Genomic DNA, 15,179 nt, shown 5'->3' on the forward strand with positions numbered 1-15,179 from the left:
GATAACAAGAGCAGGAATTTTTCCGCCCAGAGATGCTGTTCTGACTTGAGAAAAGTTTTCACATTTTCTCAATTGCCCGGTAAAATACGCAAAAGTATCATAAGCGGCTTGCTGAGATTTGTCGGCAGTGGCGTTGGTGTACACCTGTGTGCCTAAAAGTGCTAAAACTATGGAGGCTCCGGTTGTTATTACTATAAAACATATTAGAATAATTATATTAATTCGTTTTTTCGTAAGTTTTGTGTTTTTCATGCTGTTAGTATATCAATTTTTACACGGCGGAGCAATGTTGTACCCGAAATATCCTGAGATTTTTGACGCTGTGATTGAGAATCCGGAAGTAAAAAGAGTATGGACAGATATGGAAATTTTCGGATGTGGAATTTGAATCTGTTGATTTTATCCCGGTACATAGGGTATCATATTAAAAGTAAAGTGAATGGGAGGAACAATGAAGAAGTACAGAATACCTACAATTGAGACGAAACGGCTGACTTTGAGGATGTGGAGCAAAAAAGATGCAGCAGATCTTTATGAGTATGCGAAAAATCCTAATGTCGGCCCTATTGCAGGATGGAAGCCCCATTCTGATCAGGCTGAATCCAGATTTATAATATCCGAAGTTTTTCTGCAGAAGATGGCATGGGCTATAGTTGATAAGGATACCGGAAAAGTTATTGGAAGTATAGGATTTGAGGATGACAAATTCAGACCGGATATTCACAGCAGAGAAATGGGATACTCTCTTTCCGAGGATTTTTGGGGGAAGGGTCTTATGACAGAAGCTGCAAAGAAGATAATTCAATATGCTTTTGAAGTATTGGGGCTGGACATCCTCTCTATAACTACATCAGAAGATAATCTAAGAAGCCGCCGTGTCATAGAAAAGTGTGGCTTTGAATATGAGGGGACTTTGCGTTATGCGTATAAGATATATGACGGCACTATAGAAGAGATAAGGTGTTATTCCATGATGAGGCAGGAATATATTGATATGAAGAAACGAGGATGGTGTGATGTCTAAGAAAAAGGAAAAACTCAATCATAAGACGAATGCTGTGAGAATAGTGGAAGCCGAAGGCATACCATATAAGATGTATACTTATGAAGCTCCTGATGGTTTTTTGGATGGAGTATCTGTAGCTAATTCGCTTGGACAGAATGTGGATATGGTGTTTAAAACACTAGTCACAGTAGGAAACAGCGGAGCAAATTATGTATGTGTCATACCGGTCAGTAATGAGCTTGATCTTAAAAAGGCGGCCAGACATTTCTCAGAGAAAAAGATGGAGATGATACCTGCGAAAGAAATAACCAATGTTACGGGATATATGAAAGGAGGATGTTCTCCTGTAGGTATGAAAAAACAGTTTCCCACAGCTATAGATATATCTGCGGAATCGGTGAGCAGCATTATAGTGAGCGGCGGTAAAGTAGGTTTGCAGATGGAGATGGGTCTTGCAGATTTGCAGCGTGTTACCGGAGCGGATATTGTGGATTTGACATCAGAAAAAGTGAAAGGGGAAGACAGTTTACGATGATAACAAAAACTATTGAAAAGAATACAATAAAATTGTGTATAAAAACAAAATTGAATTATTTTTTTTGTGAATACAAATAAAAAAGTTTGCTCTAAACTATTGACAGAAAGTCTTTATTAATGTAGTCTAATACAAGGTATTGAGAGGCTTTCTGCTTTTTTTGCCTTGAAAATCAAAATAACAGTATCTGCATATTGAAATAAGAATATATAGGAGCGAATTCAAAATGATGAAGAGATTAAATGAAGCGGTGGAGATAAGATGGCACGGAAGAGGCGGGCAGGGTGCTAAGACTGCATGTCTTCTTCTGGCCGATGTAGCTTTCAGTTCAGGTAAGCATGTACAGGGGTTTCCCGAGTATGGTCCTGAGAGAATGGGGGCGCCCATAACAGCATACAATCGTATAACAGATGAGCACTGTAAAGTCCATTCCAATATATATACTCCTGACTATGTTGTGGTTGTTGATGAAACTTTGCTTAAATCAGAAGATGTGACTAAAGGACTGAAGGAAACAGGCGCGCTCATAATCAACAGTAAAAAGACCCCTGAAGAGATAAGAAAGTTAGTGAATGGCTATAAGGGCAGAGTGTGCGTAGTAGATGCCGAAAAAATCTCTATGGAAACATTGGGAAAGAATTTTCCCAATACTCCTATGCTGGCTGCAGTAGTCAAGATTAGTAATGTTATAGATAATGAACGTTTCATAAATGATATGAGAGAATCTTTCCAGCATAAATTCGCTCACAAGGAGAATCTTATAGAAGGGAACATGAAAGCGCTTGTTAAAGCGATGGAAGAGGTAAAGGTAGGATAGGTAGTAATTATGAAAACGAGAGCTAAAGATATCAATGAAAAGATAACATGGCAGGAAGTTACAACAGGCGCTGAAATATATGAACCTGCAACATCTCTTCTTGTGGAGACAGGTGACTGGAGAGTAATGATCCCTGTGTTTAAAGAGGACAAGTGTAGACATTGTATGCTTTGTGTACCATTCTGTCCGGACAGTTCTATCCCGGTAAGGGACGGGAGGCGTCTTGATTTTGATTTTAAACATTGTAAAGGCTGTGGTATATGTGTCAAAGTATGTCCGTTTGACGCGATAGATTTTGTAAAGGAGGAAAAGTAAATGGCGAAGAGAGACAGAATGTCCGGCAATGAGGCCGTAGCAATGGCAATGAAACAGATAAATCCCGATGTCATGGGAGCTTTTCCTATTACACCGTCAACTGAGATTCCTCAATATTATTCTCAGTATATAGCTGATGGAGAGGTAGATACCGAATTTGTGGCAGTGGAATCAGAGCACAGTGCTATGTCAGTATGTATCGGAGCGTCTGCTGCAGGAGCCAGAGCTGTTACGGCAACATCATCGGCAGGACTTGCTTATATGTGGGAGCTGCTTTATGTCGCGGCATCGGCAAGACTTCCTATTACTATGGCGGTGGTAAACAGGGCTTTGACAGGGCCGATCAATATCAACAACGATCATTCGGACTCCATGGGAGCCAGAGATTCCGGATGGATACAGATATATGCGGAATCTAATCAGGAAGTATACGATAATTATATTCAGGCTATGCCTATTTCGGAAACTATAAGGCTGCCTATAATGATATGCCAGGACGGTTTTATTACAAGCCACGGTGTTTCTAATATAGAGCTTTTGGAAGATAATGAAGTAAAAGAATTTGTAGGTGAGTATCATCCCGAAAATTACCTGCTTAAGTCAGAGAATCCTCTGGCAGTAGGTCCTTACGGGATATCACCATATTATATGGAGGTTAAGAGATCTCAGGCTCAGGCCATGAAGGATGCTATGCCTATAATTATGGATGTAGCAAAGAGGTTTGAAAAACTGACTGGCAGAAAATACGGATTCTTTGAAGAATATATGATGGATGATGCAGAGGTTGCGCTGGTAGTTATAGGTTCCAGCGCAGGAACAGGAAAAGAAGCTGTAGACAGACTAAGGGCAGAAGGAAAGAAAGTGGGACTCATCAAGCTGAGAGTTTTCAGACCGTTTCCGAGAGTTCCTCTTGCAGAAGCTATGTGTAAAGTGAAGGCCGTAGCAATAATGGATAAGGCAGAAAGTTTTTCCAACAGCGGAGGACCGCTCTTTAATGAGGCGAGAAGCTCGCTTTATGATCTTGCCAACAGACCTCATGCCATTAATTACATTTACGGATTGGGAGGAAGAGATATCACAGTTGAAGATTATTACGAAATTTATAATGATCTGTTCATAATAAATGAAACAGATGATCCGGGAGATGTTTACAGGTATGTAGGCGTAAGAGACTCACGTTATGGTGAGAGAGGATTCGATCATAAAAGATATGAAGAATAGGAGATCACAGTCATGACATATAATTTGAAAAGAGAAGTAGAAAAACCTGAAAGACTGGCCGGAGGTCACAGATTATGCGCAGGATGCGGAGCGGGAATAGCTGTACGCGGTGTACTCAGGGCTCTTGATGAAGGTGATAAAGCAGTAATAACCAATGCCACTAGCTGTCTGGAGGTCTCCACATTCATATATCCTCATACAGCTTATTATGACAGCTACATACATACAGCCTTTGCCAATGGAGCAGCTACCATGTCAGGTGTCGAAGCGGCATATAAGACTATGAAGAAACTGGGAAGGGTAAAGGATAATTTTAAATTTATAGCTTTCGGAGGGGACGGCGGTACATATGATATCGGAATGCAGTCTCTTTCAGGGGCTATGGAACGAGGTCACGATATGGTGTATGTATGTTACGATAATGAAGCCTATATGAATACAGGTATACAGAGATCATCGTCAACTCCGAGATTTGCTGATGCAACAACATCGCCGGCGGGAATAAAAATCCCGGGTAAGATACAAAACAAAAAAGACCTTACATCAATAATAGCTGCACATAATATTCCTTATGCGGCTCAGACGACCTTTATGGGCAATTTTAAGGATCTTCATGAAAAGGCGCATAAGGCTATATATACAGAGGGCCCTTGCTTTCTCAATATACTGTCACCATGCCCCAGAGGCTGGAGATATGAGACAGAGGACCTTGCGGAAATCTGCAGACTTGCTGTAGATACATGTGTATGGCCTATGTATGAAATAGTAGATGGTCAGTGGCACTTAACATATGAGCCAAAAAAGAAATTGCCTGTAGAAGAATTTCTAAAAAAACAAGGAAGATTTAAGCATATGTTTAAAAAAGGCAGCGAATGGATGATCGATGAAGCCCAGCAGTATGTCGATGAACAATGGGAAAAGCTGCTTAGCAAGTGTAAATAATATAGATAAGTTAAGACGGTACATTGAGGGAAGTATCCTCAAAGCACCGTCTTTTTATTATGTGGTCTTATGTTCGTTGAGCACGAAAAACGTGCGAAACAAAAACCACCTGTTATGCGGGTGGGCATCGATGGCTATACCAGAAAATTCTCCGAGCTGATAGAATGGGGTTGTTCAAGCTTCATGGGATACTTGAAGGGAAAAAGTGCACTTATGATCTTTGATAAGCATGTGAACCTAAAATATAAATTTGGGAACAGGCATTTTTGGGCAGAAGGATATTATGTAAGTACAATAGGATTGAATGAGACAACAATAAAAGAAATACATTTAAGAGCAAGAAAAACATGATATAGCATTAGATAAGTTGAGCGTGAAAGAGTATGAAGACCCCTTTAAGTAAGACATAGATCCCCTTCAGGGGAATGCAAAGGAGGCAAATACAATGAGGCTTGAACAAAGTAAAAGCCCACGCCTTCAGACGCGGATAGGTAATGAGGGCTTATAGCCATGAGCAAACCACCTGTTTGACGGATGGTCATGATTGCCTGGCATTCATCCGTTTATGATTTTTTCCTTACCGGCCATATATCCAAGGACTGTGAGCATAACGGCGAAAATCAGCAGGACTGTGATGGGAGCGGACCATGAGCCGATTTGGTCATATATTTTACCCGTTACCGTAGGGCCCACCGCAGCCAGTAGATAGCCTATTGATTGCGACAGCCCTGATAAAGCCGAAGTGTCGGCAGGGTTGGCTGTATGCAGGCCGAAAAGAATCATGGAAAAGCTGATGGTGGCTCCGGAGCAGAAGCCACAGCAGATAAGAGCGATTATGAGAGCAGCCATATTGTCGGAAAACAGCATTGCTGAAAGCCCTGTGACATAAATCACTCCCAGGCCGAGGCCTATAAATGACTGATTCCTGCTCTTACTGGCCAGAAGTGGAATTATTAGAGAGCCGGGAATTCCCAAAAGCATATATATTGAATTAAAATATCCGGCAGTTGAGGTGTCAAAGCCCTTGCTTTGCAATATGGTTGCAAACCATGCCACAAGGCAGTAAAACAGCAGTGACTGGATACCCATATACAAAGCGACGCACCAGGTCATGGAATCCTTTGTAATGGGCCGACGGCCTTCGGCATTTTCGTAGATACCCAAGTCATTTGTAAGCTGTAGATTTTTATTGGGAAGCCACAAAATAAGAGCAGCAAAGGCAAGGATAATCCATACTAATAAGGCAAATTGCCATCCGAAAGCTTTTGCAATAGGTACGCTTATGCCCCCTGAAATACCTGCGAAGACCGACATGGTGGTCGTATATGCGCTGGTCAGTATGCCGATTCGAGCCGGGAAAAAAGCCTTGATAACTGCAGGAATAAGAACATTTCCCACAGCGATACCCAGGCCGATTACAGCTGTACCGACAAACAAACCGCTGATATTTGCGAAAGAGCGCAAAATAATTCCGACAAATAAAAGGATGATTCCCGTCAGCAGCACCTTGCCGGCGCCTAGCCTGTGAGAAAAGCTGCCTATGAAAAAAGAAACTGCACTGAATGCCATAAGAGGAATGGTTGTCAACATTCCCGCCGACATATTAGATAAACTCAGGTCATCGGAAATGTACCCTATCAGGGACCCGACACCGGTAATGGGAGCTCTCAGAGCACATGAAAAAACAATGATTGCCGAAAGCAGAACAATAGCTTTTTTTGATTTCATATAGTTGTCACCTCAGCTGCATAATAAATAATCTGTGCAAAAAATTTTTGAGTAGATTATAGCATATCTTTTTGAGCCGAGCAAACCAAAAAGCATTAATGACTGCTGCGAGCTGCCAGGAATGTATGGAGATGCTGTTTTTCCCCGTACTCGTGATAATGGAAATATTCGGAGAAAACAGTGTTGGAGCCTACCTTCTTATCAGCAACTATACTGTATCCGCACGAATGGAGAACATCCATATATGAGCGCAGTGTAATAAAAGGCTTCATGGCATTTTTGTACTCCTTTGTAATATTACAGGCGGACTTAGCGCCGTCATCATAATAAGACAGACAGCCGGCAATGGAAGCGGTGTCCGAAAAATAAGGGTCGATATATTGATAAAGGGGCTTATCAAAAAAGAACGCGTAATTGTATGAGCCCAGATAATCTATCATAAGGTCGATGCACTTTTTTTTAAGCGGCAGCCTGTTTGAAGACGACACGATGTAAATAATATTGAGATTGGTTTCAAGAGCGTTTATGTGCTTGCGTATGGCTGTGACGGCGTTTCTGGAAAGGCTCATGATAACAAGCGTCGAGTTTTGTATGTATTGAGCATTGCTGTAAAGATACGGGAACACAGATGCAATATCGGGAAACAATATGACATCATGGCGCGGAATATGTGCGGATATAGCTTCATTAAGCCATGTACGCGCCTCGTAATTCAAGGAAAGATATTGCTGAGGCGCTGAAAGAAAACATTCGTAAAATATAGGCTCATGCTCAGGGGTGGTCAGATCGATAAAGTAATCATCGCAGAAGCACGGGTCAAAATCCAGGTCCGTATCCTCGTCTGCAAAGAGTATACCGTCTTCAATATGGCCGGTGTAGCCGCATGAGCAGTGAAGCCTACCGGAGCTTATGGTGTCGGCGGATATTTTCACGTTGTCCATATCAAGAGAGCCTCCGCAGTCGGGACAGGCCAGATAAGTGAGGAATCTCAAGGGCAGGCCGTTGCTGCGTGACGCTGCGGCCGGAGCATTGTTTGAGGCTACAAGAACAGCTTCTTTGGATGTTAGAGCATTAAGCTTCAAGTCAATGGTTTTAATGGTAGCCTTGGCAGCCTCTATCTGCTTGGAGAGCCGGTCCTTTTTATCCTCAAAGAGAGTCTTAAGCTCCTTATAGCGCAGGGGGTCCTTTTCATCAAAAATCCTTGAAATGTTGACAAACTGGCGCATTTCCTCAAGAGAAAAGGCAGATTCACGCAAATCTGTAAGAAGCTGCATTTCAAATTCGTTTAGTTCGCCAAAGTTATATTGCGCGCCGTTTTTCTTAGGGGTAATTAGCCCTTCTTCTATGTAGTATCTGATGGTTGAAATGGGAATATTGTATTTCTTGGAAAATTCGCCTATTTTCATTGAAAGCACCTCCCTTATATTATGAGTAATTATACCATAAAATCTTAGGTGCACTAAAGGTTTTGGAATTAAAAAAATTTTTTGACTAATTGACATTTACCGCACATGATACTTTATTTTTATAAGCAGAGAAATTATTGCAGATATATTTATCGAAAAGGAGGAAGAAATGACTGAACAAGTAGGCGGCGTATCAAGCTTGCAAAAAAACAAGTATAGCGTATTTTCCGTATTTTGTATGATTTACTGTACTGCCAGCGCGGGAGCATTCGGCGTAGAGGAAATCGTCAGCGGCTGCGGACCGGGCATGACCATATGTATCCTGATAGGTATGGCATTAGTATGGGCGTATCCCGTAGTTCTCGGTACGGCGGAGTTAGCGTCAATAATGCCGGGAGAGGGCGGATATTATTACTGGGCCAAGCATACTCTGGGAGAATTCTGGGGATATGTGATGGGAATAAACGGCGCCGTAAGCTTTTATGTATGCAGCTCCACATATGTAGTGATGTCGGTTAATTATCTGGCCACCATAATTGAAATGACTCAGATGGAAGCAACAATTATAAAACTCGTAATTATATTGATTTTTACTATCTTAAACCTGAAAGGTCTCAAGGACGTAAGTATCGTAAGCATGATATTTGCAGTATGCGTAGTAGTACTCTTTGCGGTTGTTTCTATAGTGGGCTTCTCCAACTGGAGCTATAGTCCGTTTGAGCCATTTATGCCTGAGGAGCTGGATGTTATATCCGGTATAAGCATGGGCATAGGCCTTGGTATATGGATGTACTGCGGATTCGGCGCAGTAACGCTGATGGCGGGAGAAATTTCTAATCCTCAGGTTATATCAAAGGCAATGAAGCTGGCAGTACCTGCCGCAGCCCTTACATATCTCCTTCCTACAGCTGCAGGACTTGTTTCCGTAGGACAGTGGGATATGTGGAGCCCGGGAGAAACAGGTGGTATTGGATTCCCTACAGTCCTTTCGCTGGGCTTCGGCGATGCCGGTAAGGTTATCTTCGTAGTGGTTGCCATGGTTGCTGCATTGTCAAGCTTCAATACCAACATGGCAGGAGGCTCCAGGTCCTTCTTCGTTTTGGCAGACGACAGGCTGTTCCCTAAAAAATGGATAACCAATGTGACGAAAAAGAGCGGAGTTCCGTATGTAGGCGTACTTTCAATAGCAGTTGTGACTCTGCTGATGATGCAGATAGAGTTTAAGGCGCTGGTTCTCATTCAGGTAATTCCTATTCTGGTATCGCAGGTGCTGGTATCTGTAATAATTGTAAAAGCGAGAAAAGTCATTCCTATGGATTTGAGAAAGGACTGCTATACGGTAAGCGGAGGAAAGGTAGGCTTGTTCCTTATAATTGTACTGCCGGCATTCGTAGCGGTATTAGCGTATTATATGAACGGCATGGACTACTTCCTTTACGGACAAATATTCCTGCTGCTTGTGGGAGTTACATATCCTATAGCAAAGATTGGACTGGGCGGATATTCAGAAAGGAATCCTGAGCTTTTCCCTAAAAATCCGGATACAAAACTGGCGTATGGCGATTTGTACCGTATTGCAAAATATATGGCTGTAATAGGTGTCGTATCAGTAGTGGGATATTTCTACTTTGGCTTTATGGAAGGCGATTGGGGACCTGCTTATTATGCTGAAATGTATGGCAGCGGACTTTTGAGCAGCTTTGATGCTATGAGAATGGCGCTGATGTCCGGAGGAATAGCATGTATCGTTATTGCAGTTGTGCTCTGTGTTGTGGCAAGAAAAAAGGATAAGAAAATAGCGATGCCGACAAAGATTACGGTTTCTGTAGGAAAACATCAGGATGAAGGCTGAAAAGTGAAAGAAAGAAGGTATTGAAGTTATGGACAAGATATTGATAAACGGCGCTGTTTACACAATGGACAGCGCTAATCCGAAGGCTGAAGCAGTTGCTATTAAAGATAATATTATAAAGGCAGTAGGAAGCAGCGATAAACTTTTAAAGCTTAAAACGAGAAATACGGAAGTTATAGATATGAAAGGCGCCATGGTGCTGCCGGGACTGATAGATGCTCACTGCCATCCGGCGATGACAGCATTTTTTAAGGGGGCTGTACAGTTTGATGAAGAAATGTCTTTGGAAGAAGTACTTGAGACTCTTAAAAAAGCTGTAAAGGCTAATCCAGATAAAGACTCATATGTAGGTATGGGGTATAATGAGTTTATATTTGAAAATCTGGAGTATTCGGTTGATCTGTTGGATGAAATATGCCCGGATAAGCCTGTAATATTGATGGGAAGCGGATTCCACGCATGCTGGGTAAACTCAAAAACTTTTGAGCTGGCACAGATAACTGAAGCGACGCCGGACCCAGTTCCGGGATATCAGTATTTTGGACGTGATAAAAACGGAAAACTAACGGGCCATGTAGTAGAGTGCGAGCCGGAAAATATGATTTTCCGAAAGGTAAATTTCTTTGACAGAGATATATTGGAAAAATCCTATGAAGAGATGTCGGAGGAGTTCTCCAGAGTCGGCGTGACTTCCTTTGCAGGCTGCGGAAATTATGACTGGATGGGAGAAGACGCATATGCGATTCCTGCAAGGATGACAGGCAGTGGAAGGCTTGGACAGAGATTTTTTGAATGTACTTTTGTGGAAACAGCGGATCGTGCGGAACCTGCCCTTGAAGAATTGATAAGATTAAGCAAGATATATGATAATGATAAGTTCAGAGTTAATACTTATAAAGTGATCTTAGACGGAACCTTTGAAACTAAGTCCGCTAGCGTTTCTTATAAATATGTAGACGGATACGAGCCTGTTAAGCCTATACTTGAAGGTGAAGCTATAAAAAGAATGTATGAAAAAGTTGCCAGTTATGGTTTTGATATACATACACATGCTATCGGCGACCGTGCAGCCCGGGCTATGATAGATGGAGCTGAAGCTGTGAGAGCAGCAGGCTTTGATGATATAAGACTTACTAATGCACACACTCAGTATGTGGCTAAAGAGGATAGAAAAAAATTCGGCGAACTTAATATCATTGCCAACACATCAGGAGGATGGCACTATTGGTATCCCGGAATTGAAGAAATTATGGGGCCGATACATAAAGAGGAGTTCATGCTCAAGGAAATAATGGACGGTGGAGCCATAATGACCATGGGAAGCGACCGGCCTGCTGATGAAGTGGGATATGACCCGAGAACAGCAATAGCTACAGCAATGACAAGACGATATGCAGGATTTTTCCACGACCCTAAAATGCTGATTCTTGAGCCTGAGAATCAAAAGCTTTCTCTGCAGTCCTGCCTTGAAGCCTATACGGTGAACGCAGCATATCAGCTGCACATGGAAAATAAGTTGGGTCAGCTTAAGGAAGGTGCCTATGCGGACATTACTGTCTTTGAAAAAGATATGTTCAAGATAGAACCGGAAGAAATATTAAACGATAAAGTTATTATGACCATATTCGATGGAAGAGTAGTGTATAGAGATAATTAGAGGTTTCTAAAATTTATACGGCAAAATGGCAATTTTTATTAAAATTGATTAAAATCCTACTATTAGTTTCAGGCAAAATAATAACTACCGGCCTTAGCCGGTAGTTATTATTTACAGAGAATTTGCTCGGCCAATGTCATCTCCTGTTTCAGCAGACTTTCCAGAATGCTGAAAGCTTCACTATAGGCGATGTTATTTCTTTGATCAAGAGCAGCTTTATAAAAACCATTTTTAACTGCTATCCATTTTCTGTAGTATTCTTTATCTTGAAATAAAGAAAGTGCGTGCGAGTTAATATATTTTTTTTCAAGAAAATGGCGATACAAATAACGACCGGTTAGCAGTGCGTCTGTGAATTTGGCCGGCAGCAGCGCAGTTTCTTCATTTTCAGACACCCATATGTCAGCCTGCATGCGAAAGTTGTTTAAAGTTTTGGGGTGATTTTTTATTACTTCCTTTGCCTGATCAAACGGGGCTGACTTATATCCCGGAGGATACTTTTCAGATGTTTTCATTTTGACCGGAATAAGGGCGTAGGAGTTTGAAACAAGAGATTTAGAAGGATATTTTTTATTATGGAATCCATAAGTGGGATCAAAACAGAGTTGCTGATCTGACAATGTTTTTTTAGTTATAAAATAATGAGGTCCGTGCTGGATTTGATACAGTGGATTCCATGGTATAAGGAAGGCATCCATTCCAATGATAACAAATTTTCCATTGATGGTATTTGACCATTCTGAATCTTTTTCTTTTTGGGAAACACAAGGCTGCTTTAATTTCATTCCCATCTTTTCCAACATTTCCGGCAGTTTGCGTGTGAGGAATACGGAACAGATCGGGTCGTATCTGAAATCGCTTTCAGACCAGAGATGAGAAAATGCATATTCATAGTTTAGACCGAAATTACCGGCTAATGTTATCATACAGTCATGATAACAGTTAAGTCCATGAAAATGTATGAGATTCACCGGATCATCACTCCTTACTGCGTTTGGTTTTGCCTGTGGATGTTTTCTCTAAAGTTTTTGTAAGTCTGATGTGTTGTGGTCTTTTATAATCTGCCAGATGTTCTTCGCACCATCTATAAATCATTTCTGTGGTGATCTCAGGCCCGGAAGGGATAATATCGGCGCATACTGTCTCGGTTCCCGGTTTATCTGTCTGGTAGTAAATAAGACAGTCTTTTACCAGTGCACTGTTTAACAGCCGAGTCTCTATTTCTTCAGGAAAAACATTAAATCCTCGAACAAGGATCATATTCTTTTTTCTTCCGCAGATATAGAGATATCCGTCTTTGTCAAAATAACCTATATCCCCGGTATGGAGCCATCCATTATGCAAGACTTCATCAGTGGCTTCCCTATTATTATAGTAGCCTATCATGATATTTGGACCCCGCGCAATTATTTCGCCTAGCTTGTCAGGTTCACCTGTAGTTCCTTCTTCTGTTTTTAATAAAACCTCAATTCCCGGAAGAGGCAGCCCTACAGAAGCAAGTTTGTCAGCAGGCAGACCCTGAAAAGGCTGTGCTATGAGAGGAGAGGCCTCGGTCATTCCGTACCCTGACCAGAAACGTATTTGTGGGAATGCAGCACTGAGTCTTTCTAAAGTACCTTCCGGAGCTTTACTTCCTCCAAAACCGAAATATCTTAAAGTAGAAATATCATAAGGAATGGGACGGCCTAAAGTCTGATCCATCAATACGGCAGCAAGAGTTCCGCCGTCATAATGACTGATGGAGTGCTCTTGTGCTGACCGATAGAGTTTATCCAGTGTAAAATTATTGGCCATTGGGAGAAGAGGAAAGCCTCGAATAATACATGAGAATGTAATAAGCAGGCCATATATGCCAAATAGAGGTGTTCCTAAGGCATAACGCGGATCAGGATCCTGATATTTTTCATAACCCATGTGTTCCAGATAAGCATGGACTGTAAAGGCTATATTACGTTCAGAAAGCTGAACTAATTTTACTTTTCCTGTAGTTCCCGATGATGACAGCAGAAGCATAGGTGTATCAGGGTCGACAGTTTTTATTTCGGATGATGTTTGTGGCATATTATAAAAGCAGTTTACGGAAACAATCTGAGGAGGGGTAATGCAAAGCGATATGGCATTCTGGCATTTCTGTTTTAAGTTTTCTGAGGTGAGAATCAGTTGTACGGGAACATAACAGAGCAGGTCGGATAGTTCATCTGAGCTTAAGCGGTCGTTTAATGGAAATGCTGTCCAACCTGCTTGTAGAACAGCGAAGAGAGATGCGAGAAAATCTGTTTCATCGGACATAAAGATAGCTGCAATATGTTGATTTGACGTGTCCGGGAAAACGGTCTGCAGTTTTGCGGCACGAAGTGCGAGTTCTTTGTAAGAGACAGACTCTTGATCTCCCAGAAGTGCAGCGATATCCTGATCCTTTCTTTTGTATAAAGCGTCTCTTATCATAACTACTCCCTTCTTATTTTTTCTTCGACAAGTTCAATCATTTGCCCGACAACTAAACAGCGACCCATTTCAGGCAGTCCGATGGTAACATTAAAATGATTTTCTACAGCCATCAAAAGACTGACATATGAGAGAGAATCAAAATGCAGGTCTTTATACAGATGGGTTGTTTCTGTAACAGAGGAAGATAACTTAGTTTTACTTTTTATAAGAGTTAAGATTTCATTTTTTATAGACATTATATTACTCCTTTTTTAGAACAGGGGCTGTCGATATTGATTAAATAGTTTCGATAGCCCCATGTTATAGTGTTATTCGATAAAAATACCGCCACTGATAGATCCGGTCATATTTTGTTCTGTCGTTGTCCCTTCTGCCGTGATTCCCATAATAATAGCTATTAAGGTGCCGGAGGAGAGTGGGATATTCAATCCTGTTGAATTTGCTCTTCGAATGGTATATTTAGGGATTTCTGCTCCGGAAACATAAGGTGGAAAGTATACAATACTATTTGGTATGATTGTGAAAATTAAACTGTTATTGTCTCCTGTAGCTAAACACATGAAGGGCCGTATGGTGACCCCTGCATCTAATGATAAAGATTCCCGGTTGGCAAATACACCATAAAAATTTTGTAGTGTACCGTCAAAAGGCATTACAAAAGAGGCTGGATAGGATCTGTCTTCTCTTATAGTAATTACTCCTGAAGTCCATTCTCCGGGATCAAGATACATTTGGTAACCGTTTTCATTGCCAAAACCTACATAGGCTATTCGATATGGGTCTCCAGCCGTATCGGTACTCAGCTGTGCGCCTGTAGAATTGCTGTTTGATAAAGAAAAAGGTATTGTCGCTGCTGTGGGCCCTCTTTCGCCTTGAGGTCCAGTGAGGCCTGCTTCGCCTTGGGGGCCGGCAGGCCCTATTTCACCTTGAATTCATGTAGGTCCTGTTTCGCCCTGAGGCCCAGTAGGTCCTGTTTCACCCTGAGGTCCGGCAGGCCCTATTTCACCTTGAGGTCCGGCAGGTCCTGCTTCACCTTGAGCTCCGGCAAATCCCCTTTCACCTTGAGGTCCGGCAGGCCCTGCTTCACCTTGAGGTCCGGCGGGTCCTCTTTCACCTTGAGGTCCGGCAGGCCCTGCTTCGCCTTGAAGTCCGGCAGGCCCTCTTTCACCCTGAGGTCCGGCGGGCCCTCTTTCGCCCTGAGGTCCGGCAGGCCCTGCTTCACCTTGAGGTCCGGCGGGTCCTCTTTCACCTT

Annotated in this window: 15 protein-coding genes and 2 pseudogenes; 9 read left to right on the plus strand and 8 right to left on the minus strand. The window is 42.1% G+C overall.

What is annotated here, in order from left to right:
- On the minus strand, positions 1–252 hold a 252-nt coding region (locus tag ACLR96_RS09135), incomplete at its 3' end, for a hypothetical protein (RefSeq protein WP_412265698.1).
- A gap of 199 nt (positions 253–451) precedes the next feature.
- Here ACLR96_RS09135 and ACLR96_RS09140 point away from each other — a divergent pair.
- The 7 genes and pseudogenes from ACLR96_RS09140 to ACLR96_RS09170 all read left to right on the plus strand — a co-directional run.
- Positions 452–1,024: a GNAT family N-acetyltransferase gene (locus tag ACLR96_RS09140; protein ID WP_177268083.1), complete on the plus strand. Its 573-nt coding sequence runs from the start codon at positions 452–454 to the stop codon at positions 1,022–1,024.
- Entirely contained in the window at positions 1,017–1,541 is a 525-nt protein-coding gene (ybaK, locus tag ACLR96_RS09145; protein ID WP_177268081.1) for a Cys-tRNA(Pro) deacylase, read from the plus strand. Before ACLR96_RS09140 ends, ybaK begins: the two co-directional genes overlap by 8 nt.
- Positions 1,542–1,767: 226 nt before the next feature.
- The gene (locus ACLR96_RS09150; protein ID WP_243206884.1) at positions 1,768–2,358 is read left to right on the plus strand and encodes a 2-oxoacid:acceptor oxidoreductase family protein; all 591 of its coding nucleotides are present in this window, start codon (positions 1,768–1,770) and stop codon (positions 2,356–2,358) included.
- 9 nt (positions 2,359–2,367) lie between these two features.
- Entirely contained in the window at positions 2,368–2,673 is a 306-nt protein-coding gene (locus tag ACLR96_RS09155; protein WP_177268073.1) for a 4Fe-4S dicluster domain-containing protein, read from the plus strand.
- Positions 2,674–3,894 (plus strand): pyruvate ferredoxin oxidoreductase, encoded by a 1,221-nt coding sequence (porA, locus tag ACLR96_RS09160; protein ID WP_177268071.1) that lies wholly within the window; start codon positions 2,674–2,676, stop codon positions 3,892–3,894.
- A 12-nt stretch (positions 3,895–3,906) separates the two neighbouring features.
- A complete protein-coding gene (locus ACLR96_RS09165) occupies positions 3,907–4,836 on the plus strand; it encodes a thiamine pyrophosphate-dependent enzyme (RefSeq protein WP_177268069.1) in 930 nt (309 codons plus the stop codon).
- A gap of 174 nt (positions 4,837–5,010) precedes the next feature.
- Positions 5,011–5,239 (plus strand): annotated as a pseudogene (locus ACLR96_RS09170) (transposase); the annotation flags it as partial.
- Positions 5,240–5,391: 152 nt separating this feature from the next.
- On the opposite strand, the gene ACLR96_RS09175 reads toward ACLR96_RS09170, so the two are convergent.
- Both ACLR96_RS09175 and ACLR96_RS09180 read right to left on the minus strand, forming a co-directional pair.
- Complete coding sequence (locus ACLR96_RS09175) at positions 5,392–6,564, minus strand: CynX/NimT family MFS transporter (protein ID WP_177268067.1); 1,173 nt, start codon at positions 6,562–6,564, stop codon at positions 5,392–5,394.
- A 95-nt stretch (positions 6,565–6,659) separates the two neighbouring features.
- Entirely contained in the window at positions 6,660–7,970 is a 1,311-nt protein-coding gene (locus tag ACLR96_RS09180) for a MerR family transcriptional regulator (RefSeq protein WP_177268065.1), read from the minus strand.
- Between the two features lie 169 nt (positions 7,971–8,139).
- On the opposite strand from ACLR96_RS09180, the gene ACLR96_RS09185 reads away from it, so the two are divergent.
- Entirely contained in the window at positions 8,140–9,822 is a 1,683-nt protein-coding gene (locus ACLR96_RS09185) for an amino acid permease (protein WP_177268063.1), read from the plus strand.
- A 28-nt stretch (positions 9,823–9,850) separates the two neighbouring features.
- Complete coding sequence (locus tag ACLR96_RS09190; RefSeq protein ID WP_187525008.1) at positions 9,851–11,479, plus strand: amidohydrolase; 1,629 nt, start codon at positions 9,851–9,853, stop codon at positions 11,477–11,479.
- A 107-nt stretch (positions 11,480–11,586) separates the two neighbouring features.
- Here the strand turns inward: ACLR96_RS09190 and ACLR96_RS09195 are convergent, their stop codons facing one another.
- From ACLR96_RS09195 to ACLR96_RS09215, 5 genes and pseudogenes are all read right to left on the minus strand, one after another.
- Complete coding sequence (locus ACLR96_RS09195) at positions 11,587–12,264, minus strand: hypothetical protein (RefSeq protein ID WP_412265706.1); 678 nt, start codon at positions 12,262–12,264, stop codon at positions 11,587–11,589.
- Positions 12,265–12,457: 193 nt separating this feature from the next.
- The gene (locus ACLR96_RS09200) at positions 12,458–13,924 is read right to left on the minus strand and encodes a class I adenylate-forming enzyme family protein (RefSeq protein ID WP_187525006.1); all 1,467 of its coding nucleotides are present in this window, start codon (positions 13,922–13,924) and stop codon (positions 12,458–12,460) included.
- Between the two features lie 2 nt (positions 13,925–13,926).
- Positions 13,927–14,163 (minus strand): acyl carrier protein, encoded by a 237-nt coding sequence (locus ACLR96_RS09205; protein ID WP_187525005.1) that lies wholly within the window; start codon positions 14,161–14,163, stop codon positions 13,927–13,929.
- Positions 14,164–14,235: 72 nt separating this feature from the next.
- Positions 14,236–14,658 (minus strand): hypothetical protein, encoded by a 423-nt coding sequence (locus tag ACLR96_RS09210; RefSeq protein WP_412265710.1) that lies wholly within the window; start codon positions 14,656–14,658, stop codon positions 14,236–14,238.
- 201 nt (positions 14,659–14,859) lie between these two features.
- Positions 14,860–15,179 (minus strand): annotated as a pseudogene (locus ACLR96_RS09215) (collagen-like protein); the annotation flags it as partial.

It is taken from the genome of Lentihominibacter sp. (assembly GCF_046951855.1).
GTDB classification, from domain to species: Bacteria; Bacillota; Clostridia; order Peptostreptococcales; family Anaerovoracaceae; genus Lentihominibacter; species Lentihominibacter hominis.